Here is a 26,455-nt window from a genome sequence, read left to right as displayed (position 1 = left end):
CGATTAGCTTTCGTTCTCAAAATAGACCTTGTAATAATTCATTCCTTTATCCTCATCGTAACCTTTCTCAAGATATTCACGTTTACCATGAACATAAATATGAAAGTTCTTATCAAGCTTTAAAACGGACTTGTAAGAAGATTCCATTTTTTTCACGGCTTTATCTGCTATTTCAAAACTTGCCTGAAATGGAGAGTCAAATTCATCCTCAAAACCGGCTTTAAAATCCTGAAATAAAGCAATTGCTTGTGGATTACCCAATACTTCCTCCTCGAACTCTTCCTGGACAAAAGTCTCTTTTTCCTTAAAGTAGTTCATGGATTTGTTCATCAGATCAATCTTGTCTGCTTTCTCCAATTCAAACGTCTCATCTAATTTTTCCTGAACAAAATTTTTATAGACTTTCAAATAATTGCCCGTTTGATTGAAATTATCGTTACGCACACGCAGCTGCAGAAACTCATCTTTCCAGTACACAGCCTCCTGCTGCCGGTTTGTTTGATCGAGAACCAGCACCTTATACCCTTCCTCTTCTTCTACGTTGACAATAATACAGCCCTTGTCCAGTTTATTGATATTAATTGCTTCCTGCTCATACTCCAACATAAATGCACCTTGCTCTGGATAAACTTTCAGATAAGTCTCTTTATTCTCAGATTTGAAGATACCAATCGCATCATGTTCTTCCCCTTCGATCTGCACATTCTTCAACGCAACAACATATACCTCGCCGGCTTTAATTTTAGGATGGTTGGATACCTCATAAAGGTGTTTTGAAATTTGCTGGGAGAAATCATGAAATGGAAGCTGCTCCTTAAAGTACTGCCTTACAAAATAGAAAATCTCATTCAGCTCCAATTCTCCGTTGGGATGATATAAGCGATACACCTCATTCACCTTTGCAAAAGGACTCATAAAATACTGCATCAGGAGCCCAGGTAACACTTCATCGCCTTCAAGAGAGACTGGGGCATCTGACAAAATATAAAATTCATCTTGCGCTTTATTGCCTACGCGATGAATAGATAACGCTTCAAAAGTTGCATCTTGGTGAAAAAACATATTCTTATCTTATAAATTATATAAATCTATTGCTATTCTAAAAGTCTGGCAATGTGCATTGACAATATCTTTAATTTCAGGAGAATAACCTCCGCCCATACTTACTTGAACAGGGATATTGTGTTTATGGCACATTTGAAAGACCAATTCATCTCTTCGATGACAGGTACTGCTGCTTAAGTTCAATTTGCCCAGCTTATCCGTTTCCAAAATATCTACCCCAGCCTGGTAGAAAACGAAATCAGGCTCAAATTTCCGAAATACATCAACTAAGCTCTGTTCCAATAAAGTGAGATATTCCGCATCAGTAACCTGATCTGCTAAGCCAATATCCAAATGGGAACGCTGTTTGACAAAGGGATAGTTTTTCTCACCATGCATTGAAAAGGTAAACACCTGATTATGCCCCTCAAAAATATGGGCAGTACCATTTCCTTGGTGTACATCCAGGTCAATGATGAGGATACGGCTAGCATATTTATACTTCAATAAGTAGCCTGCGGCAGTCGCTTGATCATTCAGCAAACAGAAACCTTCACCAAAATCATAACCCGCATGATGTGTTCCTCCGGCAATGCTAAATGCAACACCATATTCCAGTGCATACTTTGCACTTTGGATTGTTCCATCAAGGATAAAGCGTTCCCGATCAACAAGGCTTTGACTTAATGGAAAACCTATCCTACGGATGATTTTGGGATCCAGTGTAAGCTCAAATAACTGCCTTACATATCCCGGGTCATGGACCAAACAGCAGGTTTCAAAACTCGCGAGTCCGGGACTGAAAAAATTAGATTCATCCGCTAGCCCCTCATGTTTTAACTGCAAGGGAATCAACTCATATTTCAGCATCGGAAAACGATGTCCCTCTTTGACGGGGTGGACAAATTCTTGACGAAAAGCTATCTTAAGCACCTTAAAATCTTCTATTACTCCATGCGAAGATAAGAAAAAGATCTTTTGGAGTTATAGGAGAAAAAGGGCATCTTTGAGAAGAAACAAACAGCAAGCCCATGTTATGTCACCATAACAGCCTACTTGTATTCGATCATAAATTTATATTCTTAAAAATAAATGGAAACAACTAATTTGCCCCAATTGTCTGCCATGGAACAACGTGTACTAGGCGCACTAATCGAAAAATCTAAAGTAACCCCAGAATATTACCCCATGACGATCAATAGTCTACAGGCTGCTTGTAATCAAAAAACTTCCCGAAAACCAGTCGTACATTATACGGAAGACGATATTGTGTCGACACTAGATATATTAAAGAAAAAGGGCTTAATTTCGACAGTTGTTGGCGGTGGATCTCGCGTAACGAAGTATAAGCATAATTTTGCTATACAGTTTCCACTCGTTCCATCTGAATTAACCATTGTTTGTTTATTGCTACTCAGAGGACCAATGACCGCCGGCGAAATTAATTCAAACTCTGGAAGACTTTATGAGTTTGAATCGTTAAGCGAAATTAATGAACAATTGGAAAAATTGGCACAAGAAGGCTATCTTAAATCCCTACCGAAACAAATGGGCCATAAAGAAGTCCGCTACATCCATTTATTAGGAGAAATCAATCTGGAAGCCTATGAAAATAGTGGTCCGGTGAGCGGCTCCTCGAACGACCAGGTCTTACTTGATCGCGTTACACAATTAGAGCAGGAAGTTGCAGCATTGAAACAGCAATTTCAGGATCTCTGGGATGAATTACATTAATTGCCCATGTCGCAAACAATAGATTCAAAAAACGAAATATCCAAAGCAACCTTGTGGCTGATGACCATCGCCACGGGCTTAGTTGTCGCCAATAATTATTACAATCAACCACTATTGGGCCTGATTGCCAAAGACCTGCATATTGACGAGGCCATGGTCAGTAATTCGGCTATGTTAACGCAGATCGGATATGCCTTTGGCCTGTTACTAATCGTTCCCTTAGGGGATATGTTTAAAAGAAAAAAAATGATCTTGATCGATTTCTTTTTCATTATTTTTTCTTTGGTAGGCATGGCCATGTCCACTTCTATCCTATCTATCTTGCTATTCAGCTTTCTGATAGGTTTCACGTCCGTTATTCCACAGGTTTTTGTGCCCATGGCTGCCGAACTTGCAAGCCAAGAAAAGCAAGCTTCAGCGATAGGTATGGTTATGTCGGGTCTGCTGATCGGTATATTACTCTCTAGGGTTGTCAGTGGGTTTATTGGTTCCTACTTTGGCTGGCGCGAAATGTATTGGATAGCGGCAGTAATCATGGTCGTTACAGCCCTTGCTATTGCAATCAAGCTACCTGAGGTATTACCAAATTTCAAAGGCTCCTATAAGGAATTGATGCGTTCGGTCTGGAACTTTGCCAGGAAACAACCTGTATTACAGTTGGCTGCTTTTCGCGGTGCCATGGGCTTTGGGGCCTTTTCCGCATTCTTTACAACACTTGTGTTTCACCTGGCAGCTCCCCCTTTCTTCGATGGTCCCGCAACTGCAGGAGCCTTTGGTCTCGTAGGTGCCTGTGGGGCACTTGCCGCTGCCTTTGTCAATAAACTAACCATTTATATAGGCAAAGCAAAAATCATCTTGTACGCGATCCTATTGATGCTATTCAGCTGGTTATTATTCGCCCTCTTTGGTAATTATTATTGGGGACTGATCCTTGGCGTTATTTTTATCGACCTTGGTCTACAGTCGATGCATATCCTCAATCAAAGTGACTTCTATGCGCTGAACCTGGGCGCCAATAACCGGCTAAACACCGTATATATGGTCAGCTATTTTATTGGCGGATCAACAGGCACCTTTTTTGCTGCACAAGCATGGCAACACTTCCAATGGCCCGGCGTTATTTTTGTAGGTACATGCTATACGCTCTTGGCATTGTTGGCTCATCTATTATTTGATTATAAATTAAGAAAAAACTAATATGAAATTCGGCCAAGTAGAGCACCCTGAGGAAATTGATTTTACCCTTCCTCCTACTGCACCAGAAACCCTAACCTTATTACAGCATTTCAAAATTGATAAGCCTTTTGAGGTATCCGTAGGTTGTGCAAAATGGAATAAACAAGATCTAAAAGGATTTTATCCCCGAGGCACAAAGGACGAACTTGCCTATTATTCCACGCAGTTTAACAGTATTGAACTCAATGCTACATTCTATAACTCACCCAGTATAGATCAGGTAGAAACCTGGAAAAAGAAAACACCTGCTACCTTTAAATTTTTTCCAAAAATACCGCAATCCATCAGTCATTTCAGCAGACTGCTAAATACCGGCGATAAAGTGAAACTGTTTGCAGACTCCATCGTACATTTCGATGAAAAACTCGGAATGGCCTTTCTCCAGATGCACGACAATTATAACCCAAAGGACATGGCCCGGTTAAAACTATTCTTACATGACTGGCCAAAAGAAGTCCCGCTGGCATTGGAAGTCCGAAATAAAGACTGGTTTTCCAAACCCGAAGTCACGAAAGAACTATACACGCTCCTGGAGGAGACAAATGTAACGAATGTACTGGTCGATACTGCTGGCCGGAGAGATATGCTTCATATGCGCCTGACGACGCCGATTGCTTTTGTACGGTATGTGGGTGCAAATCATGCATCAGACTATGATCGACTGGATCAATGGATTGATGTTCTGAAACTATGGCGGGAAAACGGATTGCAAAAATTATATTTCTTTATCCATCAGAATATTGAGGTAGAATCACCATTACTGGCGACACATTTTATTAAAAAACTGAATACAACATTCAACTTGGATCTAACCTATCCAAATAAGAACACGCCAAACACCTTGTTCTAAAGAAATAGTCAAAATTGCCTTTTTCGTAATATCCGGGAAAGAAAACGCCGCTAAAAATAGTGCTCAAAAAAAGCCGAAGTAAAAATACTTCGGCTTTCTTTATTAAAAATCAAACTTTAATTTATTTTTTAGCGTATTTAAAGTTTTTACCGATGAAACGGGCATTACCACCCAATTCTTCTTCGATACGCAACAATTGATTGTATTTAGCCATACGGTCTGAACGGGAAGCAGAACCTGTTTTGATCTGACCACAGTTCAATGCGACAGCTAAGTCTGCAATAGTTGCATCCTCAGTCTCGCCCGAACGGTGCGACATCACAGAAGTATAGCCAGAGTTTTGAGCTAAAGTAACCGCATTGATTGTTTCAGTCAATGAACCAATTTGATTTACTTTTACTAAAATTGAGTTTGCTGTATGTGTATCGATTCCTTGTTGAAGACGTTTTGTATTTGTAACAAAAAGATCATCACCTACCAATTGCACATGGTCACCGATTTTGTCAGTCAATGTTTTCCATCCTGCCCAATCATCTTCAGCCATACCATCTTCAATAGAAATAATAGGGTATTTAGCTGTTAATTCAGCTAAATAGCTTGCTTGTTCTTCACTAGAACGTACAGCACCTTTATCACCTTCAAACTTCGTATAGTCGTATTTACCGTCTTTGTAGAACTCAGAAGAAGCACAATCCAATGCTAAACAAACATCTTGACCTGGTTTGTAACCAGCGATTTCAATCGCTTTCAAAACAGTTTCGATAGCATCTTCAGTACCTTCAAAAGTTGGTGCAAAACCACCTTCGTCACCTACTGCAGTGGAAAGACCTCTGTCATGTAAGATTTTTTTCAAGGTATGAAACACCTCAGTACCCCAACGCAAAGCTTCAGAGAATGAAGGCGCACCCACAGGCATGATCATAAATTCCTGAAATGCAATAGGCGCATCAGAGTGAGAACCACCATTAATGATATTCATCATAGGAATAGGCAAAGTATTTGCATTTACACCGCCGATGTAACGGTATAATGGCTGACGTGACTCTTGTGCAGCAGCTTTTGCAACAGCTAAAGAAACACCCAAAATAGCATTTGCGCCTAAGTTACCTTTATTTTCGCTACCGTCTAAATCAATCATGATTTTATCGATGGCATTTTGTTCGAAAACATCTACACCTTCTAAAGCTTTTGCAATTTTAGTGTTTACATTCTCAACAGCTTTCAAAACACCTTTTCCCAAATATTTTGCCTTGTCGCCATCGCGCAATTCAACTGCTTCGTGAATACCTGTTGAAGCACCTGAAGGAACAGCTGCACGACCAACAAAACCATTTTGTGTAGTAACATCTACCTCGATTGTAGGGTTACCGCGCGAATCCAAAATTTGACGCGCATGAACATCGATAATTAAACTCATCTCTTTATTAGACTATAATTTATTTTCATTACTTAGTGTAGATAAGACACACTCTTATCTACAGACATTTTTCACAACCAAATATAATAAAAAATGTATTTATTCCCCTATTTATTATGAATAAAATAGTATTAATCTGAATAATTGGTACTATTGTCACAATAAAAAACCCTTCAAGATCTGAAGGGTTTTTTATATAATATTGTACAAATTAGTTTTTGATCATCGCTACAAAATCATCAAACAAATAGCGCGAGTCATGTGGACCCGGTGATGATTCTGGGTGATATTGCACCGAAAATGCTTTCTGTCCTTTGATACGGATACCTTCAATAGACTGATCGTTCAAATTAACGTGTGTAATTTCGACGTTCTCAGAATTTTGGATATCTTCAGCCACAACCCCAAAACCGTGGTTCTGCGAAGTGATTTCACAACGATTAGCGATAATATTCTTCACCGGGTGATTGATACCACGGTGTCCGTTATGCAATTTGCTGGTGCGGATACCATTTGCCAATGCTAAGATCTGGTGACCTAAACAAATACCAAACATCGGTTTATTTGCATTCAAAATAGCTTTTACCGTATCGATTGCATAATCCATCGGTGCTGGATCGCCAGGACCATTGGAAATGAAATAACCATCCGGATTCCATTTCTCCATTTCCTCAAATGTTGTTTTCGCAGGAAAAACCTTTGTATATACATCACGAGCCTCAAAATTGCGTAAGATATTTTTCTTGATGCCCAAGTCCAAAACCGCTACACGTAACGAAGCATTTTCATTACCGAAGAAATAAGGCTCAGCTGTTGTTACTTTTGAAGACAGCTCAAGTCCATCCATTGAAGGAACTTCAGCCAATTGACGCTTTAATTCCTCAACATCCAATGTCTCCGAAGAAATAATCGCATTCATCGCACCTTTATCACGGATATGTCGCACCAATGAACGGGTATCCACATCAGAAATACCAACTAAATTACCCTCTTCAAAGTAGCTTTGGATAGATTCATCAGCCATTTTGCGGCTATAGTTGATGTTGTAGTTTTTACAAACTAATCCTGCAATCTGAATTTGATTTGATTCGGTATCGTCCTCATCAATACCATAGTTACCAATGTGTGCATTGGTTGTTACCATGATTTGTCCAAAATAAGATGGATCTGTAAAAATCTCTTGATAACCAGTTGTTCCTGTGTTAAAACAGATCTCCCCAGTAGTCGTACCAATTTTACCAGCGGCTTTACCGTGATAAACTGTACCATCTTCTAAAACTAAAATTGCAGGCAATTTGCTGTAGTTGGTCATTATCGATGTAATATTATAAAATGTGTATCCTTACTTTTATGAATTTTAAAGCGTTCCAGATTGGATATAAAAAAAGCCCTCAAATGGGCTAAATATCAATTAACAATGCATCATCACGATTGACAAACCGTTTCCTAAGGCACCTACCAATAAAGACTCTACTTTAATTTTCACGGGAGACAAAGTTACGACATATCACTTAAAAGTGAAAACATTTTTTATTTTTTTATTCCGAAATTGATTCCCGCTCCATAAATTGAGTAAAATCCCTCAAAACCAGACCTGTCAATAGTGGCACAAGCATATAAATCAATGGATTCTCTAGCCAGGCTTCTCGAAACTCCAAGCGCAACAAAGCAATCAAAGCGGTAGTAAGACCACATCCCGGACAATCATAGCCACTTGCAGCCTTCCAAAGGCAAGGAATAAGAATGTGGATATCCGTAAAAAGATATAAGCCTATAGCAATTCCGAAATACCCCAATACCAACGAATAGATCCAATGATATTTAAGGTATTTCAGTAGGATATAAATCATTAATTATTGTTTATAGGACTCTTAATATAGTTGCCATCTGCATCCTTATATTTTCCGACAAGAATCATAATCAAATCAATTAAATACCAGATACCACAACCGCCTAAGGTAAGCAGCTGAATAACGGCAGTACCAATTTGCCCCAAATAGAACCGATGCGCTCCAAAAGGGCCTAGAAAAAAGCAAAATAACAATGCCGGCAACCATCTATCATCCTGTAACGTGTTATTTTGTTGTTGAAAGGGTTGGTTCGCATAAAAAATAGGTTGTCGTACACCACAATAGGGGCAAACCTCGGCCTTGATATTGATCAACTTGCCGCATTCTACGCAATACTTTTCGTTTTCTGTTTTCATTTAGATTTAATTTGGTAATGGGGCTAAAAACCAGCCTTCCATCAGGAATAAAATAATCGTATGAAATTAACAAAAAAACTTATTAAATGTTCTTTTTTTAGCAACATATAGCATTTAATATAAACAGAAAAGGCGCTTCACGGTGTGGAGCGCCTTTTCTGTTTATGTATTCAACTTTTAAGAGTTGATTGCTTTCCAGATCATATCTTTCAATGGTAATATATTTTTACCTGTTACCGAAGAAATGAAAATATAGGGTACATCTTCCGGTAGCTCCTGCTCCATTTCCTTCTCCAGCTCCTCATCGAGCATATCAGACTTGGTAATAGCCAGCAATTTGGGTTTATCGGCCAATTCAGGATTATACGCAGTCAGTTCATTCAATAGAATCGCGTACTCCTCACGGATCGTCCGATCGGTATCGGCTGGCACCATAAACAGCAGAACAGAATTTCGTTCAATATGCCGCAAGAAACGATACCCTAATCCCTTTCCTTCTGAAGCGCCTTCGATAATACCCGGAATATCAGCCATAACAAAGGAACGGTTATCCCGGTAGCTCACCATACCCAAATTAGGTACCAGTGTTGTAAAGGGATAATTCGCAATTTCTGGTTTTGCAGCAGAAACGACGGACAACAACGTTGATTTACCAGCATTCGGAAATCCAACCAGTCCAACATCGGCAAGAACCTTCAATTCGAGAATCATCCACTGTTCTTTACCAGGAAGACCAGGTTGCGAAAACCGTGGTGTCTGCTGCGTTGGCGACTTAAAATGCCAGTTGCCCAGCCCGCCTTTTCCTCCCGGGACCAATATTCTGGTTTCACCGTCTTCTGTGATATCGAACAGCACCTCTCCCGTCTCTGCATCCTTCGCAATCGTACCCAACGGCACTTCCAAGATCTCATCACGTCCAGTTGCCCCCGTACGCAAAGAACTGCCGCCAGACTCACCGTTTGACGCAATAATATGCTTACGATATTTTAAATGGAGTAACGTCCAGAGATTAGTCGTTCCTTTCAGGATAATATGCCCGCCACGACCGCCGTCACCACCATCGGGTCCACCGGTAGCTGTGTGCTTGTCACGGTGCAAATGAGCCGAACCTGCCCCACCATGTCCAGAACGACAACACACTTTCACATAATCAACAAAATTCGAGCCTTGCGCCATTACAATTTATTACAGTCTAAAAAGTACTTATCTTAATTAATAATTATCGATGATATCTGTTAAACTTTTAAAGATAGAATCGATATCACCGATACCATTCACTTTAGAAAGTTTACCTTGTGCCTCATAATACGGCAACACATGAATCGTCTTCGTGAAATATTCATCAATACGCTTCACCAATTTATCCGCATCATCATCCGCACGACCAGAAATTTCCTTACGTTTAGCGATGCGTGCTTTCAATTCATTCTCATTCACATCCAGTGCGATTACGACCGAGATTGATGTATTGATACCTTCTAAAAAAGCATCCAATGCCTCAGCTTGAGCAACAGTACGAGGAAATCCATCAAAAATAAATCCTTTTGCATCCGGATTTTTCTTTACTTCCTCTTCCAGCATTGCTATCGTAATCGAATCTGGCACTAAATTTCCCTCAGCAATAATCTGGCTCACTTGTTGACCAAGTGGCGTTTGACCTTTAATATGTGCTCTAAAAATATCACCAGTTGAAACATGAACCAATTGATATTTTTCAATAAGCTTTGCAGATTGGGTTCCCTTACCTGCACCCGGAGGGCCAAATATTACAAGGTTTAGCATAGTTTTATTTAAGAAATTAAAACGAGTTAAAAAATAAAAGCCTAATCACAGATGATGACTAGGCTTTTCAGTTGTGCGCTCCAAGGGAGTCGAACCCCTAACCTTCTGATCCGTAGTCAGATGCTCTATCCAATTGAGCTAGGAGCGCATTAAACCATTACGTTTAGAACTCTGTCCCATTTGTTTTGGTGACGCAAATATAGTCAGAATTCGTTTTTTTACAAATTTTTTTTCAAAAAGAAGTTCCCTCCTTCCATCGACTGCTCTACTGCAGCACCGCTAAAAACAAAAGCCAATCGCTTTGATTGGCTTTTCGATGTGCACTCCAAGGGAGTCGAACCCCTAACCTTCTGATCCGTAGTCAGACGCTCTATCCAATTGAGCTAGGAATGCCTCTTTTAACAATACAAAAACTGTATTTGTGCGCACCAAGGGAGTCGAACCCCTAACCTTCTGATTCGTAGTCAGATGCTCTATCCAATTGAGCTAGGAGCGCTAGGCAACCAAAACAAATCCGTTATCCTTTTCCGTTTTGGTGATGCAAATATCGGTATATTTATCAATTTCACAAACATTTTTTCTCTTTTTTCAACTTTATAGAACAACATTTCTTTTATCTCGTTGATAATATTATATTTAAAATATCAACTTTTTTTTTCAGACACGGACAAATATTAGCATTCATGAGCAAAAGAGAATTAAAACGCAGTAAAATCCGCATCGGAGACATCAGCATCTCCTACTACATTCGGCCAAGCACCGCTTACCCTTCTCCCAAAACCGTCCTATTTATCCATGGCTTTCCATTCAACAAAAATACATGGAAACAACAGCTCCTTCAACTTGACGAAGAATATACGGGCATCGCGATCGATGTTCGGGGACATGGACTGAGTACCAACGGACATGGTTTTTTCTCCGTTGATGTTTTTGCTAAAGATCTTGTGGAATTTATCCGTAAGCTCGACCTCAATCACGTCATCCTCTGTGGAATCTCCATGGGAGGCTACATAGCACTCCGGACTTATGAACTAATCGGACAACAGCTCAAAGGACTTGTCCTTTGTGACACCAATTCACTTGCCGACGACAATAAAGCTAAACAAAAGCGTTTTGATTCCATCCAGGCCTTGTTAAAGTACGGCAGAAGGCCATTTGCCATTGGGTTTATCGCCAATGTATTTCACGATAAAACAATCCGTGAAAACCCCGAAGCTGTTGAACTTATCAAAAGCTGTATCCGCAGAAATGAAGTCGCCAGCATTTGCGCAACACAACTTGCTCTTGCATCACGAACAGATACAACGCATTCGTTGAGAACAATCATTATTCCAACATTGGTCATAAAAGGTAAACACGACAAATTGATGAGCGCAGAACAAACCGATATCCTCATCGAGAATATACCGGATGTCCGCTATATGGAATTTGAAGAATCCGGACACTTGCCCAATTTGGAAGAACCCGAAAAATTTAATGCGGTGCTAAATGATTTTCTGCGCAGTATACCGCTTATATCCTCCTAGCACGACATTGCAGAACGAACCATTTTTCAGAAAGCAAAAAAGCCACTTTAGTGGCTTTTATTTCTTTTTTTCATTAAGATTCCGTTCTACAAATATTAGAACGAAAAATCGTCTTTTGAACGGGCACCCGCTTCTTCAGCGTATGCATCGTCAAAGTTAGGCTCATAACGTTTCTCGATTACTTCCTGATTGGACTTGATGTAATTCACCACATCTGTCAAACCTTCAGCGAACTTTTCAAAATCTTCTTTATATAAGAAAATCTTATGCTTAATAAACTGGCCATCCTCAAAGCGTTTCTTGCTTTCTGTGATAGTAATGTAGTAATCGTTCGATCGAGTTGCTTTTACATCAAAAAAATAAGTACGCTTACCTGCTCTCACCTTTTTTGAAAAAACTTCTTCACGTTCTTTGTTTTCAAAATCTCCCATTGGTTGTTATTTAAGTTTAAAGTAATCTTAATCTTTGATAAATATATAATAATTCATTTTAATACACCAAATAATATTAAAAAAAAAGACAATTACGCGTAAAAATGGCAGTCCCCTACTATTTATAACCAAGACAAAAATTAAACAACAAGATTTTTTACCGACGAAATCATTACATTTACCGAAAATATAAGTTGTATTACCTAAAGCAAATATGTAGAATATATTTGTGCCTCTATCTTTGAGTCATAAATAGTAAAAACATTATGGAAAAAGAACCCATCATACCAAACAGCAATAATAGCCGCAATATTGTAGGAGCGATTGTGATCATCGTAGGTATATTCTTATTATTGAATAACCTCAATTTAGGAAGCTGGTTTCCGGATTGGTTATTTGGCTGGCAAACGATATTAATCATCATTGGATTGGTTATTGGTATAAATTCCCAATTTCAGAAAAAATCGGCAATTATCTTGTTGATCATAGGTGGAGCAAGCCTGATCTCAAGAATGATGCGCACAGACTTTGGTTCGGTAACCGTCCCGATCATCATCATTTCGCTCGGTATTTACTTTATCATGAGCAAAAGGAAACCGCCGATGGTTCCCCCAACGTATCCTCATCCGCCGCAAGGCTCTTATGACTGGGATAAACGAGTTCATGTTCCGACAGCAGAACCTATAGACAGTAGCCCCGCTGATCAGGAATCAAGACCTTTCAACGAACAATATGGATCAAGCCAACAAGCCTCGCCTAATCAGCAGGCTTTTGGCGACAAAGATCCTTTTCAACAGTCATTTGAAGATAACCTCAACTTGAACAGTATTTTTGCGGGCCAAAAGAAAGTAATCTATTCCAAAAATTTTAGAGGTGGCAACTTGACCAATGTATTTGGGAGTGTAGAACTGGATTTAACAAAAGCGGATATTCAACAACCCATTGTGATCGATACATTCCAATTGTTTGGTAGCGCACGTATTATCATTCCACCACATTGGACGGTATTTAGCAACGTGGCATCGGTCTTAGGATCTGTTGATGACCGCCGCTTTCAAACAATTTATAATCCTGATACGGATAAGAAAATATACATTACAGGGACCTGTATTTTAGGCAATTTAACCATAAAAAATGCTTAATAGATGAAAAACAAACTGTTCCTCAGTGTTAAAAGTCGTTTAATTGGCATTATATGTATATCCGTATTTATCGGATATCTCGCGTTACAATATTTATTGATGCTTCGTTCTGGTTTCGACCAACAACTCGCATTCAAAGATTCATTTATAAACAGTGTGGTGATGATGTTTTGCTGCTATGGCATGTCATCAGCACTCAATTTCTATACCCCGCAACCTCGGGAGATTTGGAAGGTACTCATCATCGGATTAATCATGGGCGCAATAAGCATCGCATTAAGCCGATTTTTGATGAGTTACTTTATCGAATCGACCTTTACCCCATTGCTGGATTTAACCTTACCCTATAGGGGTATCGTTAACTTCCTCATTTTGACTTCTGTTGCCATTATCAATATCGTTTGGAATATTCAGGAAGACAACATCAACAATATCAAGCGGAAGCAGGAATCCGAAAATTTACTTCGGGAAGCCGAACTGTATAATTTAAGACAACAGTTACAGCCGCATTTCCTATTCAATAGCCTCAACTCCATTATAGCACTTATTGGCGCCAATCCGGATGAAGCCCGAAACATGACATTCCAGTTATCGGACTTTTTAAGAGGAACATTAAGAAAAGAAAACAATCAAATTATCACACTTGAAGAAGAGCTCGATCACCTTCAACTTTATCTTGATATTGAAAAAGTACGCTTCGGTCATCGACTAAATACATCCATCTCTTCCTCAGAAGAAATTTTCAACAATAGATTACCAGCCATGATTATTCAGCCACTGGTAGAAAATGCGATTAAACACGGATTATATAATGTAACGGATCAAGTAGAAATTAAAATAAAATGCCAGTCGAATGAAGGTCAATTAATGATCCAAATCACCAATCCATTCGATACTGAAGAGCAATCAAAACCGAAAAAAGGCACTGGATTTGGGCTTTCGAGCATTCAACGCCGATTGTACCTCCTCTATGGAAGAAATGATCTCCTTGAAACTCAGATTCAGGACAATATATTTATCAGTACCCTAAAAATACCTCAATATGATTAAAGTCGTTATTATCGATGATGAACCCTTGGCACGCTCCATTATTGCCGGTTACTTAAAAAATGAGGCCGATGTATCGGTCGTTGCCGAATGTGGCGATGGTTTTGAAGGCGTTAAGGCTATTCATACCCATGAACCTGATTTAATTTTTCTGGACGTACAAATGCCCAAATTAACGGGTTTTGAAATGCTGGAACTGATAGACAATCCACCAGCTGTCATCTTTACGACGGCTTTTGATGAGTACGCCTTAAAAGCTTTTGAGAAGAACGCATTGGATTACCTGTTAAAACCGGTATCACCTACGCGCTTCAAAAAAGCCCTGGAAAAATTTAGGGCTAACTTCTCAGCTCCGGAGAAAAAGGTACAGCCCAATTACGAAGTCCTTACAGCGCAAGACGAAACAAAAATTGACCGTATTGTTGTAAAAACAGGCACCCAGATCAAAATTATCCCAATTGATACCGTCAAATATCTTGAATCCTACGATGACTATGTTAAGATTCATACCAAAGATGGCATGTACCTCAAGAACAAAACCATGTCCTTTTTTGAAAAATCTTTGGATCCAAATCAATTTGTCCGCATCCACCGTTCTTTTATCATCAAAGTGGACCAGTTGGCTAAATTGGAACCTTATGAAAAAGACTCTTATATTGCTGCACTGACCTCGGGCGAAAAGCTCAATATCAGTAAATCAGGCTATGCACGATTAAAACAATTGATTGGAATTTAAACATTCCGTAGATTTGTGCCCATCAATAGTTATGAAACATTTAATTACAATAGTATTGCTGGGCATCTCTTCTTACTCCTTTGCCCAAACGAATCCTGCGGAACAGATCAACAGAGGAGTTTACAATAAGCTGGAATTTTTTATCAATTCCCAGATGACAGACTCCGCCTATAATTTGGCCAGTGATTCTTTCAAACAGCAAATTAGCCTATCCAAATTCACGCAAGTACTCCAAGAGCTATACCCCTTAGGAAGAGTAAAAAGTTCAACGATACAAGAATTTGAAAAAGGGCTTGCAACCTATCAAATGGACTTCGACAGCAAATCATATGCGGTCCTTTTTGCAACGGATACTACCCTAAAATTCAATACATTAAAATTCACACCTTTAGCAGGAAAGCCTCAAGTGGAAAAAACTATTGTGGTACCTGCTACTCAGAAATCTGTCGATAACGACGACCTTTTTGTCGATTCAGTTGCAAATACGTACCTGAAACAACAAAACACACAATCACTTGCCATTGGCATTTTAAAGAACGGACAAACCAAAACCTATTTCTATGGCGAGACGGCCAAAGGCAACCAAACTCCACCAACAAAAACATCTATTTATGAAATCGGTTCGCTGAGCAAAGTTTTTACCGCTATACTTTTGTCAAATCTTGTCGAAGAAGGAACAGTCACGTTAGATCAACCTATTTCGCTATTTCTTCCTGACTCACTCAAAAAAAATGAAGCGCTTTCGAAAATAACATTTCAAATGTTGGCCAATCATACCTCTGGCTTCCCTCGACTTCCTGACAATCTTGACAAAGTCAAAGGATTTAACGAAAGTGACCCCTACAAAACATACGACAAAAAAGCACTTTATAATTACCTCTCAGGCTTTAAAAATAAAAAAAATCCAGGTGAAGAATATGAGTACAGCAACCTTGGTTACGCCGTATTAGGAGACATTATATGCAGTATCTATAAAAAAAGTTATGATCAGCTTGTAAAAGATATCATCTGTAAACCACTTGAAATGAGTAATACCTTTCAAGTATTAGACCCTAAGAGAAAAGATACTTTTAAAGTATATAACAAAGAAGGCCAAGAAGTAATTCCTTGGTCGTTTGACACTTTCGGTGCTGCTGGTGGATTAAAATCAACTCTGGAGGATCTGCTTAAATTTGCGAATGCGCAATTTAAAATGCCACAGACTCCATTGGAAAATGCAATGGCAAACACCCGGTTATTTACATTTTTTCTCCCCCCGGATACGGATCTAGGACTTGCATGGCATATGAATTTGGTTGACGACCTAACGGTTTATTGGCACAATGGTGGAACTGCCGGAAGTAGCTCCTATTTAGCCTTATCGCCCGACAAAAAAAGTGGCGTAGTCATCTTGTCCAATTCAGCCATCTCCGCCGATGATAAGGGTAAAGCTATTTTGGATTACCTACTCCGTAAAAAGTAAAGTTCAAAAAACAAGGAATAATGAGCCATATTGAAACAACAATATGGCTTTTTTTGTTGTAATAGCGATGAGTGATCATTAATTTTGAAGATAGGACAAAACAAATGGATTCAGAGGAATCAACCAACAACAAGCTAAACAGTATCTATTTACATGAAGATATTTATCACTAAAAAAATTCCACAAAAAGGCATAGATCTATTAAAATCTGCTGGGCACGACCTTACGATTCACGATTCAAGTACCCCCCTATCCGAAACGGAGCTTATCAAAGCTAGCCAACAGGCCGACTACGTCCTTAACGGTGGGATGCAAAAGTTTGACGCTAATTTTTTTCAAAACTGCCCCAACCTGAAAGCCCTATCCCTCATGAGTGTAGGCTATGACAATGTGGATATCTCAGCCGCTACACAGCATGGAATACCCGTAAGCAATACACCGGGCATCCTTTCAGGAGCAACAGCAGACGTTGCTTTCCTCTTGATGCTATCGGTATCGCGGAAAGCATTTTTCAACCACAAGAGAATTTTGCAGGGCGAATGGAAAGGTTTTGATCCTACGGCAAACCTGGGTATCGAGCTCAATAACAAAACACTGGGCATCTATGGACTGGGACGAATTGGCTTTGAATTCGCCAGAAAGGCCAAAGCAGCGTATAACATGGAAATTATCTATTACAATCGGAGCCGTAATGAGGAAGCTGAACAAATTCTTGGCGCACGATATGTTAATTTCGACAATCTACTCACGCAGAGCGATGTACTTTCGATTCATGCTGCTTTGACAGCGGAGACTAAAAACCGGTTTGACAAAAATACGTTTACGCGCATGAAAAACTCCGCTATATTAGTGAATACGGCTAGGGGCGGATTGGTCAATGAATTGGATCTAACAGAAGCCCTGCAGACTGGCCAATTATGGGGAGCCGGGCTTGATGTAACCGACCCGGAGCCGATGGATCCAAAAAATCCACTGTTAACTATGGAAAATGTTTGTGTCCTGCCGCACATCGGCTCTGCCACCGTAGAAACAAGGGATAATATGGCATTGATGGCCGCCAGCAACTTATTGGCAGCAATCAAAGGCGAAAAAATGCCCCAAATTATCAATAAAGAAGTGTATCCATGAAAAGAAGATTTTTTCAGCTTTTAAACAGCTTAAATAAGGCCATCTTACCAAAATACGGTAAGATGGATCCGTTAAAATTAAAAAAGTACCAGCAGGCTATCATTGCCTACAGGTACTTTGTCCTTATACATGCATTGGAAACGGACCAGGACTAAGCTTTTGCAGTTCCTTGGTCACTTGAATTTGAAACAATGCTAATCTGCGTCGGATTGGAAGATAAACTAATATCGTTCCTTTCCAGCTCCAACATAATCTTTTCCTGCATCGAGTTTCGCGCAGCGACATAGTGCTCTCTTTTCGTCCAGGCTCGAACGGTCAAAACCATGGCACTGTCCCCCAATTCTTTGATGAAAACAGTTGGCTCCGGACTTGTCAACACATTCTCATTCGAACGGAGAACCCTTAATATGATATCTTTCGCTTCTTTTACGTTTTTATCATAAGAGATACTGATGGTATATTCAAACATCCGTTGGACGATTTTCGTATAATTTTTGATCACTGAATTAGCCAAGGGTCCGTTGGGGCTAAAAACACGCACCCCATCATCACCAATTAACGTGGAATACAAGATATCAATCCGTTCTACCGTACCTGCAGTACCATTTGCACTTGATATGGAATCCCCTACTTCAAAAGGCCTAAACATCAATATGAGCACTCCGCCAGCAAAATTGCTCAAGCTGCCCTGAAGCGCCATACCAACTGCCAACCCAAAAGCAGACAACGCAGCAATAAAAGATGTTGTCTGAATCCCAATCTGGCTTGCTACGGTGAGAAGCAACATCACCCACATGACAATCTTGACGATGCTAGAGATAAAAGCCCGGATCGACGGATCCACATTTTTCTTTTCAAAACGTTTATGTAATAATCGGTCCACAAAACCAATGACATATTTACCGAGAATTAATAGGATAATTCCCCCAATAATCCCCGGTATTGATTCAATCACAATGTCGGTTAATCGCCCAAATCTCGTTCCTAGGCTATTCAAATTACTTTCCATTTATAAATATATTTTAAAATTTTACAAACAAGGATTGTTCCAACATCACGAACAAAACACCAAAACATCAAAATCATTGAAAAATACCACAAAACAATAAATAAACACCACTTATAAAAGAATATTTACCCTAATTTTGTAATATGATTAGAAAAAACACCATACCTATCATTGATAGTTGTAGTATTGATCTCAACAATAACACAACGATTCACATTGATGATCTGAAAGAATATATCATCAAGCATCAGGATATGGTATTCCCCCATAAGCATAATTTTTTTCATTTCGTCCTTTTCACCAAAGGGTCGGGTGAGCATATCATTGATTTTAATCATTATAAGATAGCGCCTTATCAGATCTATTTTATGGTGCCAGGCCAGGTGCATACCTGGAATTTTGTAGGGGATGAAGCAGGTTATGTCGTCAATTTTTCCATTGATTACTTCCAATCCTTTCTTTTACGCGCCGACTACCTGGAGCGCTTTAGCTTTCTACAGGGTAAAATTGAACATCTGATATTCGTGTTGGCTGAACAGTATCGTTACCAGGCGACTGCTATTCTCGACCAAATCTTATCCGCCAAAGCCGAGCGATTATCGGAAGACTATATCCGTACACTTTTACTGCAATTTATATTATATATTTCAATTGCTACAGAGAAGGAACATCTCGAAAGAGGCAATCCCTACAATCATAAAATATTCAACAGCTTTCAGCAATTGGTTGAACAGCAGTTTAAATCGACCAAGCTGCCCAGCATTTATGCGGATCAGCTATTTATCACGCCCAATCATCTCAACGCGATCTGTAAGTCTTATATTGGACAGTCTGCGGGAGAAATCATCCGGAACCGCATTGTCCTTGAAGCAAAGCGGCTCCTGGTCAATAGAAATTTAAACATTACCGAAATTGCAGATGAGCTGCAATTTAAGGACAACTCATACTTTACTAAATTTTTCAAGAAATCCGCTGGGCTCACACCTGAAGAGTTCAGAAAACAACTATAACTATGGAAGAGGTTAAATACGAATTATCTGAATTTAAAGCTGCATGGCAAGCAAAATGTCCAAGATGTAGAATCGGCCATGTGTACCAAGGGCCTGCGTACGGTCTGAAAGTTCAAAAAATGAACAGCCACTGTGATTACTGCGGCCTACGCTATGAGCGTGAACCGGGCTATTTCTATGGCGCGATGTACGTAACCTATGCTTTCTCTATTGCTGAAATGGTTACTGCTTGCATGGCAACCTATATTCTGACAGGAAACGATTCTTCTTTTATACTCTATGCAACAGTTGCCATCATGAGCGTTGTGTTGATGTCACCCTTCAACTACCGCTACTCGCGTATCGTACTGATGTATTGGTTAACGCCGGGCTTGAGATATGATCCAAATGTCAAAAAAAAGGAAGTTGATGTGAAGGCTTCAGCATAACCTTCATTATCCTTATCTTTATCCTGATGAAGGATATCATTTATTTGGACAATAATGCCACTACGCGGATTTTGGATGAAGTATGGAACGAGATAACGCCCTACTTCATCCAAAACTATGCGAACGCATCGAGTGTCTATCACCAAATGGGGCGCGAAGCCAATGCTGCCGTTCAGCGAGCACGCAGTCAAATCGCAGTCGCCCTAAATTGCGCTCCAAAAGAACTATTTTTCAATTCAGGTGCAACGGAAAGTATTAATACCGTAATCTGTGGCATATTTGACAAATACCAGTCTAAGGGGAATCATATTATCACCGTTTCAACAGAACACAAAGCCGTATTAAGTTGCTGCGAACAGTTAGCCAAGCAGGGGGCCGAAATCACCTACCTGCCAGTCGACGCACAAGGGATGATTGCCCTCGATGATTTAAAGAATGCAATCACAGCCCAGACAATACTGGTCTGTATCATGGCGGCCAACAATGAAACAGGTGTGCTATCTACTATCGCACAAATAGCCGATATCTGTACCGAAAAAGACGTCTTATTTTTTTGTGATGCGACACAGGCCATTGGAAAAATCGACATTGATCTACAAAAATTAAATATCGACATACTCTGCTTAAGTGCTCACAAACTTCATGGCCCAAAAGGAGTCGGCGCACTCTACATCCGAAGAAAATCGAAACCGATTCAAATTACTCCTCTCCTTATCGGCGGTGGTCAGGAAAGCGGATTTAGAGGCGGCACATACAATGTGCCAGCTATCGTCGGCTTTGGAAAAGCCATGTCTCTGATTAAACCAGCAGTTTATAATACGGTCGAACGAAACCGCAATCTATTGGAAGAAATTTTAAGTGAGATTCCTGAAATTATCATTCATGGAAAAAATGCACCCCGCCTACCAAACACCAGTTACATTAGCTTTAAACATATCCTGGCCAGCGAAATTATGACAGCCTGCCCCACCTTGGCCCTTTCCTCCGGTTCAGCATGCGTGACCGGCTCCAGAGAACCTTCCCATGTTTTAATGGCAATGGGTATTTCCAAAGAAGATGCATTATCGGCCATTCGCTTTAGCTTAAGCATATTTACGACGCAAGAGGATATTATACAATGTGCCCAATTGATCACAGCAGCGGTTCACAAAATCCGCGATCAATCCCCCATCTGGCAACTTTTCAAAGCTGGCCTGATCGACTAATTTATGACATTCTAAAAACTTTATAACAGTCGAAATATAGCAAGATTGTACGTATCTTTGCTTTATACAAAGGATAATACTATGATTACAGTTACTGACAAAGCAAAAACTCGTATCGAGGAAATCATGAAGGATGAGCAATATGACAGCAATTACTTTGTGCGTGTTGCTGTGGAAAGTGGCGGTTGCTCGGGTTTGAGTTATAAACTGAACTTCGACAATGAGGAAAAAAAAGGTGATCAATTTTTCGAAGATAAAGGCGTAAAAGTCTGTTTGGATATCAAATCGTTTTTATACCTGGCCGGTACAGAACTGGATTATTCAGACGGCCTGAATGGAAAAGGCTTTGAATTTCACAATCCCAATGCAAGCCGCACCTGCGCTTGCGGCGAAAGCTTCTCCGTATAGTCAATCAATCGATCCACCATAAACAGAAGAGCCCTGAAATATTTCAGGGCTCTTTTGGTAAGTAACCAAACACTTTTAGTCGCACCAACAAATTATTAGTTTTATAATTAAATATTGACCTACCTTCATTTTGTTAGAATTTTTTTATTTTTTCAACTTTTTAATGGATAAATATTAAAAATCACAACCAAACAGATTAACCAGTGATATTTTCATACTTTTGTATGAAATAACTGAATAAAAAATAAAAAAACTATGCGTATCAATCCGCGCATGGTATTTCATTTGACTCATATGGAGGGAAGAAAACTTTTAAGTACCGAAGTTGCTATCAGCTTCGTTAAAGATACATTTGTCCAACAACTAAAGAAAGCATTAAATTTAATTCCGATCTCATCACCATTGGTGGTTTTGGACGGCACAGGATTAAACGATGACTTAAATGGAATTGAGCGTCCGGTATCATTTCCGATTAAATCATTGAATGAAAAAAGAGCTGTCGTGGTACATTCATTGGCAAAATGGAAAAGAGTCCGTTTAAAAGAGCTTGAAATGCTACCTGGAGAAGGCATCGTCACAGACATGAAAGCGCTACGACCTGATGAAGACTATACGCCAATCCATTCAATCTATGTAGACCAATGGGACTGGGAAAAAGTAATCGATAAAGATCAACGTAACTTGGCCTTACTGAAAGAAACCGTATTAAAAATTTACGATGCGTTACGATTTACGGAACAACAGGTTGAAAGCAAGTATCCACAGGTAAAAGCAATTCTTCCGGAAACCATTACATTCATTTCGGCAGAAGAACTGCTACAAAAATATCCTAATCTAACGGCAAAAGAACGTGAAAATGCAATCACAAAAGAACACGGAGCAGTATTTTTATATGGTATCGGAGGGGCGCTCAGCAATGGTGTGGCTCACGATGGTCGCGCAGCGGACTACGACGACTGGAGTACAGCAAATGAGGCTGGGCACAAAGGATTGAACGGCGATATTCTCGTATGGAACCCGATCTTAAATTCAGCGTTTGAACTTTCTTCCATGGGAATTCGTGTCGACAAAACAGCCTTGGCACATCAAATGGAAATCAGAAACTGTACTGAAAAATCCAAACTGACCTTCCACAGCATGTTACTTAATGATCAATTACCAGAATCTATGGGCGGTGGGATCGGACAATCACGTGTCTGTATGTTTATGCTCAAGAAACAACATATTGGAGAAGTCCAAGTTAGTATCTGGGAAGAGGACAAAAAAGAAACGCTAAGACAAGAAGGTATTGATATCTTATAAAACAATACTTAATAAGAATTAATAACACGGCAACTATAACGCGTTTTCCAGTATATCGATACAAATCAACGCAAGGTAATCATCTTTTATAGACCGGTTACCTTGCTTTTTTTTAGGTATAAAATGCCTGAAAAATTTTCATTCTGGTTTGTTCCTTTCAAGATAGCGGTATTTTGTATTTTTGTCAAATGCAGCTAGAAGCTATTTTAAATAAATTAGGCATTTCATCCTTAAATGAGATGCAAGAAAAAGTAGTGGAATCGTATCAAAAAGACCATGATTTCATCTTACTTTCACCTACAGGATCTGGCAAAACCCTGGCCTTTTCATTGCTCATTTTAGCGCAATTGAAGGAAATCGTTCGGGAGGTTCAAGTACTGATTTTAGTGCCGACCCGCGAACTTGCCTTACAGATAGAACAAGTGCTACGCAAAGTGGCCACAGGTCAGAAAGTCACCTGTGCCTATGGCGGTCACAGCACCCGTATCGAAAAAAATGAATTTAAAGATGCTCCCGCGATTATTATTGGAACTCCAGGACGGATAAAACAACATATCGAAGAAGGAAATTTTGATCCGACCAGTATCCACACCCTTGTGTTAGACGAATTTGATAAATCGTTGGAACTGGGATTTCAGCATCAAATGGATTTCATTATTCGACATATACCGGCCATCAGATCACGGATATTGACTTCTGCAACGATGATGGATGCAATCCCGCCATTTACACAGATAAAGGAGCCTATCCTTGTTGATTTTCTGAATAACTCACAGAACATACCCCGCATTACAATAAAAAAGGTCGTTGCCCCTGTTCAAAAGAAATTGGAGGCATTGCTAAAACTCATCTGCAAGATTGGGACGAAAAAAATGATTATTTTCTGTAATCATCGCGATGCAGTAGATCACATCAGCGAATTGCTGGACAATCGCAATATTATTCACGACACATTTCATGGCGGACTTGAACAGCAAGATCGTGAGCTGGCGCTTCTCAAATTCCGTAATCATTCCAACAATGTTTTGATCACGACCGATTTGGCTGCAAGAGGGCTGGATATCCCCGAAGTCGATGCCATTATTCATTACCAGCTACCGCATAAAGAAGATGGCTTTATTCATCGCAATGGACGTACTGCGCGTATGCAGGCAAAGGGTGATGTCTATGTCATCTTAAAGCCTGAAGAAGCCTATCCCTATATAGCGGAAGAAATACCTGAAGAGGAATTTCCCGAATACTATGATCTTCCGGAAAATTCACCCTTCGCCACACTTTATATCAGTGCTGGACGAAAAGATAAAGTCAATAAAATTGACATCGTAGGTTTTCTCCTGCATTTGGAAGGTGTTGAAAAAGACGACATCGGTATAATAGAAGTGAAAGATAAGGTCGCTTATGTTGCCGTTAAAAGAAAGCTTGCTTCCATTATTATCAATAAGGCTAGTGGGCAAAAAATAAAAGGACGTAAAGTAAAAATTGGACGTACCTAGTTCTTTACGCGCCAAGAGATCCTTCTTACCTATTTCGCTGGCGAAGGTCAGATCCATCACAAACTGTGATTCGATGCATAGGGAGACCTGCATTGTCGTTTAAATAAGTTGATATAAAAACCACTCAATGAGTGGTTTTTTTATAGGAACCTGATTAACTTTTGGTTAATATCATGTTTGACTTTAACAGGGGTATTACAGGGGGTTAGCAGGGGTATAACAGGGGGTTAACAGGGGTGGTACCCCTATTAACCCCCTGTTAATACCCTGTAAAAAGGGTACTGTTACCCTGTTGATTCCAAACGTGGTATAAGCGGAGTTATACGCCTTACCGAAGTCGTTATAAACAAAAGCAGGAAATAAAGGGAATTTATCGGGGGGTTAGTGCACCCGGGGAATCAATTGTCAGGTAAGCCTTACACGGCATTGTGAGGGCTTACCTGGCAATTCTGATTTAAAATTTTTCAGGGTATGTCATGGTTCCTGTTCAGGTCAAGCGCCCCAGGTTAATCCAGTTCTTTTAAATACCGGAGATACAATTTTACAGCTTCACGCTTCTTATCTGTTAAATGGAAATTAAGATGCTGCGTCAGATATTTGGTATAATCAAAGCCCTCAAATTCTGGGAGACCGGCTATCACATCGGTTGCATGTTCAACGCCATAGGCTAAAGCTTCATTAAATTGCTCCACAAAAGAGTCGGGAAGTTTTTTGTTACTGACCCATAAGGCAAAAGCGAAAGGTAATCCAGTAAAGTTAAACCACTCTTCCCCCAAATCATAAACATAGGGTACTGCATTCTTCTTACCGAAAGTACGATCCCCAATTAAAACATAGGCATCTGGCTCTATAGATTCATCAGTGACCAATTCGACTTCCTTCTTCCAATAATTCTTAATTAATACACGTGCCAAACCATTAGAAGTACGGGATTGCTTATCTAAACGTAAAGTTTTTACCTCTGCAATAGGTTTATTGGCAAAAATAAAGACAGAATCAACAGCACCTTCTGTGCCGATACAAAAATCGGTATTAATATAATACTCGGGCAAACTTAATAAGGCAGCTGTCGGTATAATACCGATATCAGCTTGATCATCGATTACTTTCTGTGCACATGCGCTTGGATAATCAACGCTCAAGTCGATTTGCTCCATCACTTTCGATTTACGTATTCCATTCAAAAATGGATAAGTATTGGTATACGATACGGCAGAAACTCTAATTTTATTCATTTATCAATGCTTCTAAGTGTGCGGTATTATAATGGTCCACAATCTCAAATTGACCATTATCATACAGCAATTTATATAAAGCAGTATTTGTATGCGGGAAATCATCCATATAACGGGCATCGACACCTGTCATTAGACAAAGCATAATCCGTAGCGCACGACCGTGCATACATACGAGTATATTCTTTTCATCTGTCTGAGCGAGCATATGATCCAAAGCGACCTGTTGACGGGCCATCAATGCATTAGGAGATTCTCCGTTTTCAATACTGACATCCAATTCTCCATTGCGCCATGCTGCTACCAATTTTTCAAAACCGGCAAGCAGCTCCGGTGTTTGTTCTTTTCCTTCATAAATACCCCAGCTGATCTCATCCAATCCAACAAGCTGTTCCCAGGGTAAATCCAAATCAAGGAATCCCTGTACAGTTTGATGTGTACGTAATAAGGTGGAGGTATATATTTTGTCAAAAGGCACTGTATTGTAACGATCAAAGAAAGCCTGTGCTTGCGCTAGGCCCATTTTATTGAGCGGCGAATTAACCCCCCGCCCCTGCACAATGCCTTTTAAATTTAGATCAGTCTGTCCGTGTCGTATAAAATAAAATGTCTTTTTCAATTGCG

The 26,455-nt window shown here is 39.8% G+C and carries 28 protein-coding genes and 3 tRNA genes; 16 read left to right on the top strand and 15 right to left on the bottom strand.

Annotated elements, in window-relative coordinates; all coding sequences use genetic code 11:
* Window positions 1-3 precede the first annotated feature (3 nt).
* Window positions 4-1,062, bottom strand: a complete 1,059-nt coding sequence (locus tag OK025_RS16705) for a nucleoid-associated protein (protein ID WP_317665487.1) — start codon at window positions 1,060-1,062, stop codon at window positions 4-6.
* A 9-nt stretch (window positions 1,063-1,071) separates the two neighbouring features.
* The gene (locus tag OK025_RS16700; RefSeq protein ID WP_317665485.1) at window positions 1,072-1,977 is read right to left on the bottom strand and encodes a histone deacetylase; all 906 of its coding nucleotides are present in this window, start codon (window positions 1,975-1,977) and stop codon (window positions 1,072-1,074) included.
* A 159-nt stretch (window positions 1,978-2,136) separates the two neighbouring features.
* On the opposite strand from OK025_RS16700, the gene OK025_RS16695 reads away from it, so the two are divergent.
* From OK025_RS16695 to OK025_RS16685, 3 genes are read left to right on the top strand one after another with little or no spacing between them, the layout of a single operon-like run.
* On the top strand, window positions 2,137-2,778 hold the full coding sequence (locus tag OK025_RS16695) for a YceH family protein (protein WP_317665483.1): 642 nt from the start codon (window positions 2,137-2,139) through the stop codon (window positions 2,776-2,778).
* 6 nt (window positions 2,779-2,784) lie between these two features.
* Window positions 2,785-3,975: an MFS transporter gene (locus OK025_RS16690; protein WP_317665481.1), complete on the top strand. Its 1,191-nt coding sequence runs from the start codon at window positions 2,785-2,787 to the stop codon at window positions 3,973-3,975.
* 1 nt (window position 3,976) lies between these two features.
* The gene (locus tag OK025_RS16685; protein ID WP_317665479.1) at window positions 3,977-4,864 is read left to right on the top strand and encodes a DUF72 domain-containing protein; all 888 of its coding nucleotides are present in this window, start codon (window positions 3,977-3,979) and stop codon (window positions 4,862-4,864) included.
* A 121-nt stretch (window positions 4,865-4,985) separates the two neighbouring features.
* Here the strand turns inward: OK025_RS16685 and eno are convergent, their stop codons facing one another.
* The 9 genes from eno to OK025_RS16640 form a co-directional block, all read right to left on the bottom strand.
* Window positions 4,986-6,281 (bottom strand): phosphopyruvate hydratase, encoded by a 1,296-nt coding sequence (eno, locus tag OK025_RS16680; RefSeq protein ID WP_317665477.1) that lies wholly within the window; start codon window positions 6,279-6,281, stop codon window positions 4,986-4,988.
* 211 nt (window positions 6,282-6,492) lie between these two features.
* On the bottom strand, window positions 6,493-7,593 hold the full coding sequence (carA, locus tag OK025_RS16675) for a glutamine-hydrolyzing carbamoyl-phosphate synthase small subunit (protein ID WP_075993402.1): 1,101 nt from the start codon (window positions 7,591-7,593) through the stop codon (window positions 6,493-6,495).
* Between the two features lie 226 nt (window positions 7,594-7,819).
* Entirely contained in the window at window positions 7,820-8,131 is a 312-nt protein-coding gene (locus OK025_RS16670) for a DUF2752 domain-containing protein (protein WP_317665473.1), read from the bottom strand.
* Entirely contained in the window at window positions 8,131-8,487 is a 357-nt protein-coding gene (locus OK025_RS16665) for an NINE protein (protein ID WP_317665471.1), read from the bottom strand. Before OK025_RS16665 ends, OK025_RS16670 begins: the two co-directional genes overlap by 1 nt.
* Before the next feature lie 177 nt (window positions 8,488-8,664).
* Window positions 8,665-9,663: a GTPase ObgE gene (gene obgE, locus OK025_RS16660; protein ID WP_046675449.1), complete on the bottom strand. Its 999-nt coding sequence runs from the start codon at window positions 9,661-9,663 to the stop codon at window positions 8,665-8,667.
* A gap of 36 nt (window positions 9,664-9,699) precedes the next feature.
* Complete coding sequence (locus tag OK025_RS16655) at window positions 9,700-10,269, bottom strand: adenylate kinase (RefSeq protein ID WP_317665469.1); 570 nt, start codon at window positions 10,267-10,269, stop codon at window positions 9,700-9,702.
* A gap of 74 nt (window positions 10,270-10,343) precedes the next feature.
* Window positions 10,344-10,417: transfer RNA gene (locus OK025_RS16650), tRNA-Arg, on the bottom strand.
* Between the two features lie 171 nt (window positions 10,418-10,588).
* Window positions 10,589-10,662: transfer RNA gene (locus tag OK025_RS16645), tRNA-Arg, on the bottom strand.
* 29 nt (window positions 10,663-10,691) lie between these two features.
* Window positions 10,692-10,765: transfer RNA gene (locus tag OK025_RS16640), tRNA-Arg, on the bottom strand.
* A 187-nt stretch (window positions 10,766-10,952) separates the two neighbouring features.
* On the opposite strand from OK025_RS16640, the gene OK025_RS16635 reads away from it, so the two are divergent.
* Entirely contained in the window at window positions 10,953-11,795 is an 843-nt protein-coding gene (locus OK025_RS16635; RefSeq protein ID WP_317665467.1) for an alpha/beta hydrolase, read from the top strand.
* Window positions 11,796-11,890: 95 nt separating this feature from the next.
* Here the strand turns inward: OK025_RS16635 and OK025_RS16630 are convergent, their stop codons facing one another.
* On the bottom strand, window positions 11,891-12,226 hold the full coding sequence (locus OK025_RS16630; RefSeq protein WP_209574768.1) for a DUF3276 family protein: 336 nt from the start codon (window positions 12,224-12,226) through the stop codon (window positions 11,891-11,893).
* 266 nt (window positions 12,227-12,492) lie between these two features.
* Between OK025_RS16630 and OK025_RS16625 the strand changes: the two genes are divergently transcribed.
* The 6 genes from OK025_RS16625 to OK025_RS16600 all read left to right on the top strand — a co-directional run bounded on the left by OK025_RS16625 (window position 12,493) and on the right by OK025_RS16600 (window position 17,896).
* Entirely contained in the window at window positions 12,493-13,368 is an 876-nt protein-coding gene (locus OK025_RS16625; RefSeq protein ID WP_317665462.1) for a LiaF transmembrane domain-containing protein, read from the top strand.
* A gap of 3 nt (window positions 13,369-13,371) precedes the next feature.
* A complete protein-coding gene (locus OK025_RS16620; RefSeq protein ID WP_317665460.1) occupies window positions 13,372-14,418 on the top strand; it encodes a sensor histidine kinase in 1,047 nt (348 codons plus the stop codon).
* Window positions 14,411-15,151, top strand: a complete 741-nt coding sequence (locus OK025_RS16615) for a LytR/AlgR family response regulator transcription factor (protein ID WP_075993408.1) — start codon at window positions 14,411-14,413, stop codon at window positions 15,149-15,151. Before OK025_RS16620 ends, OK025_RS16615 begins: the two co-directional genes overlap by 8 nt.
* A 31-nt stretch (window positions 15,152-15,182) precedes the next feature.
* Window positions 15,183-16,613 carry a serine hydrolase domain-containing protein gene (locus OK025_RS16610; protein ID WP_317665457.1) on the top strand — a complete coding sequence of 477 codons (1,431 nt, stop codon included), beginning with the start codon at window positions 15,183-15,185 and terminating at the stop codon, window positions 16,611-16,613.
* Between the two features lie 153 nt (window positions 16,614-16,766).
* A complete protein-coding gene (locus tag OK025_RS16605; protein ID WP_317665455.1) occupies window positions 16,767-17,741 on the top strand; it encodes a D-glycerate dehydrogenase in 975 nt (324 codons plus the stop codon).
* Window positions 17,738-17,896 (top strand): hypothetical protein, encoded by a 159-nt coding sequence (locus OK025_RS16600; protein WP_167450500.1) that lies wholly within the window; start codon window positions 17,738-17,740, stop codon window positions 17,894-17,896. Before OK025_RS16605 ends, OK025_RS16600 begins: the two co-directional genes overlap by 4 nt.
* Here OK025_RS16600 and OK025_RS16595 read toward each other — a convergent pair.
* Complete coding sequence (locus OK025_RS16595) at window positions 17,893-18,750, bottom strand: mechanosensitive ion channel family protein (protein ID WP_317665452.1); 858 nt, start codon at window positions 18,748-18,750, stop codon at window positions 17,893-17,895. The two genes, OK025_RS16600 and OK025_RS16595, sit on opposite strands and share 4 nt — an antisense overlap.
* Window positions 18,751-18,893: 143 nt before the next feature.
* Between OK025_RS16595 and OK025_RS16590 the strand changes: the two genes are divergently transcribed.
* The 6 genes from OK025_RS16590 (at window position 18,894) to OK025_RS16565 (ending at window position 24,596) form a co-directional block, all read left to right on the top strand.
* Window positions 18,894-19,760, top strand: coding sequence for an AraC family transcriptional regulator (locus OK025_RS16590; protein WP_201669205.1), 867 nt, complete (start codon window positions 18,894-18,896; stop codon window positions 19,758-19,760).
* Window positions 19,761-19,879: 119 nt separating this feature from the next.
* A complete protein-coding gene (locus tag OK025_RS16585) occupies window positions 19,880-20,188 on the top strand; it encodes a DUF983 domain-containing protein (RefSeq protein ID WP_317665450.1) in 309 nt (102 codons plus the stop codon).
* 26 nt (window positions 20,189-20,214) lie between these two features.
* A complete protein-coding gene (locus OK025_RS16580; RefSeq protein ID WP_317665448.1) occupies window positions 20,215-21,393 on the top strand; it encodes a cysteine desulfurase family protein in 1,179 nt (392 codons plus the stop codon).
* Window positions 21,394-21,474: 81 nt separating this feature from the next.
* Window positions 21,475-21,801 carry a HesB/IscA family protein gene (locus tag OK025_RS16575; RefSeq protein ID WP_046675441.1) on the top strand — a complete coding sequence of 109 codons (327 nt, stop codon included), beginning with the start codon at window positions 21,475-21,477 and terminating at the stop codon, window positions 21,799-21,801.
* A 255-nt stretch (window positions 21,802-22,056) separates the two neighbouring features.
* Window positions 22,057-23,103 carry an aspartate--ammonia ligase gene (asnA, locus tag OK025_RS16570; protein ID WP_317665445.1) on the top strand — a complete coding sequence of 349 codons (1,047 nt, stop codon included), beginning with the start codon at window positions 22,057-22,059 and terminating at the stop codon, window positions 23,101-23,103.
* Window positions 23,104-23,342: 239 nt separating this feature from the next.
* Complete coding sequence (locus OK025_RS16565; RefSeq protein WP_333574712.1) at window positions 23,343-24,596, top strand: DEAD/DEAH box helicase; 1,254 nt, start codon at window positions 23,343-23,345, stop codon at window positions 24,594-24,596.
* A 506-nt stretch (window positions 24,597-25,102) separates the two neighbouring features.
* On the opposite strand, the gene OK025_RS16560 is transcribed toward OK025_RS16565, so the two are convergent.
* On the bottom strand, window positions 25,103-25,831 hold the full coding sequence (locus OK025_RS16560) for a menaquinone biosynthesis protein (protein ID WP_317665441.1): 729 nt from the start codon (window positions 25,829-25,831) through the stop codon (window positions 25,103-25,105).
* Entirely contained in the window at window positions 25,824-26,450 is a 627-nt protein-coding gene (locus OK025_RS16555) for a histidine phosphatase family protein (RefSeq protein WP_317665440.1), read from the bottom strand. Before OK025_RS16555 ends, OK025_RS16560 begins: the two co-directional genes overlap by 8 nt.
* Between the last annotated feature and the right edge of the window lie 5 nt (window positions 26,451-26,455).

Origin of the sequence: Sphingobacterium sp. UGAL515B_05 (assembly GCF_033097525.1) — a bacterium.
Classification (GTDB): Bacteria; Bacteroidota; Bacteroidia; order Sphingobacteriales; family Sphingobacteriaceae; genus Sphingobacterium.
The sequence above is the reverse complement of the archived record's forward strand: the minus strand, read 5'-3'. Positions and strand labels throughout refer to the sequence as shown.

Coding starts and splice junctions, on each gene's coding strand:
- OK025_RS16620 (WP_317665460.1), top strand. CDS start 13,372: ATGAAAAACAAACTGTTCCTCAGTGTTAAAAGTCGTTTAATTGGCATT.
- OK025_RS16685 (WP_317665479.1), top strand. CDS start 3,977: ATGAAATTCGGCCAAGTAGAGCACCCTGAGGAAATTGATTTTACCCTT.
- OK025_RS16595 (WP_317665452.1), bottom strand. CDS start 18,750: ATGGAAAGTAATTTGAATAGCCTAGGAACGAGATTTGGGCGATTAACC.
- eno (WP_317665477.1), bottom strand. CDS start 6,281: ATGAGTTTAATTATCGATGTTCATGCGCGTCAAATTTTGGATTCGCGC.
- OK025_RS16705 (WP_317665487.1), bottom strand. CDS start 1,062: ATGTTTTTTCACCAAGATGCAACTTTTGAAGCGTTATCTATTCATCGC.
- OK025_RS16610 (WP_317665457.1), top strand. CDS start 15,183: ATGAAACATTTAATTACAATAGTATTGCTGGGCATCTCTTCTTACTCC.
- OK025_RS16655 (WP_317665469.1), bottom strand. CDS start 10,269: ATGCTAAACCTTGTAATATTTGGCCCTCCGGGTGCAGGTAAGGGAACC.
- OK025_RS16670 (WP_317665473.1), bottom strand. CDS start 8,131: ATGATTTATATCCTACTGAAATACCTTAAATATCATTGGATCTATTCG.
- OK025_RS16590 (WP_201669205.1), top strand. CDS start 18,894: ATGATTAGAAAAAACACCATACCTATCATTGATAGTTGTAGTATTGAT.
- OK025_RS16600 (WP_167450500.1), top strand. CDS start 17,738: ATGAAAAGAAGATTTTTTCAGCTTTTAAACAGCTTAAATAAGGCCATC.
- OK025_RS16695 (WP_317665483.1), top strand. CDS start 2,137: ATGGAAACAACTAATTTGCCCCAATTGTCTGCCATGGAACAACGTGTA.
- OK025_RS16625 (WP_317665462.1), top strand. CDS start 12,493: ATGGAAAAAGAACCCATCATACCAAACAGCAATAATAGCCGCAATATT.
- OK025_RS16605 (WP_317665455.1), top strand. CDS start 16,767: ATGAAGATATTTATCACTAAAAAAATTCCACAAAAAGGCATAGATCTA.
- obgE (WP_046675449.1), bottom strand. CDS start 9,663: ATGGCGCAAGGCTCGAATTTTGTTGATTATGTGAAAGTGTGTTGTCGT.
- OK025_RS16630 (WP_209574768.1), bottom strand. CDS start 12,226: ATGGGAGATTTTGAAAACAAAGAACGTGAAGAAGTTTTTTCAAAAAAG.
- OK025_RS16575 (WP_046675441.1), top strand. CDS start 21,475: ATGATTACAGTTACTGACAAAGCAAAAACTCGTATCGAGGAAATCATG.
- OK025_RS16565 (WP_333574712.1), top strand. CDS start 23,343: ATGCAAGAAAAAGTAGTGGAATCGTATCAAAAAGACCATGATTTCATC.
- OK025_RS16580 (WP_317665448.1), top strand. CDS start 20,215: ATGAAGGATATCATTTATTTGGACAATAATGCCACTACGCGGATTTTG.
- carA (WP_075993402.1), bottom strand. CDS start 7,593: ATGACCAACTACAGCAAATTGCCTGCAATTTTAGTTTTAGAAGATGGT.
- OK025_RS16585 (WP_317665450.1), top strand. CDS start 19,880: ATGAACAGCCACTGTGATTACTGCGGCCTACGCTATGAGCGTGAACCG.
- OK025_RS16690 (WP_317665481.1), top strand. CDS start 2,785: ATGTCGCAAACAATAGATTCAAAAAACGAAATATCCAAAGCAACCTTG.
- OK025_RS16615 (WP_075993408.1), top strand. CDS start 14,411: ATGATTAAAGTCGTTATTATCGATGATGAACCCTTGGCACGCTCCATT.
- OK025_RS16635 (WP_317665467.1), top strand. CDS start 10,953: ATGAGCAAAAGAGAATTAAAACGCAGTAAAATCCGCATCGGAGACATC.
- asnA (WP_317665445.1), top strand. CDS start 22,057: ATGCGTATCAATCCGCGCATGGTATTTCATTTGACTCATATGGAGGGA.
- OK025_RS16560 (WP_317665441.1), bottom strand. CDS start 25,831: ATGAATAAAATTAGAGTTTCTGCCGTATCGTATACCAATACTTATCCA.
- OK025_RS16665 (WP_317665471.1), bottom strand. CDS start 8,487: ATGAAAACAGAAAACGAAAAGTATTGCGTAGAATGCGGCAAGTTGATC.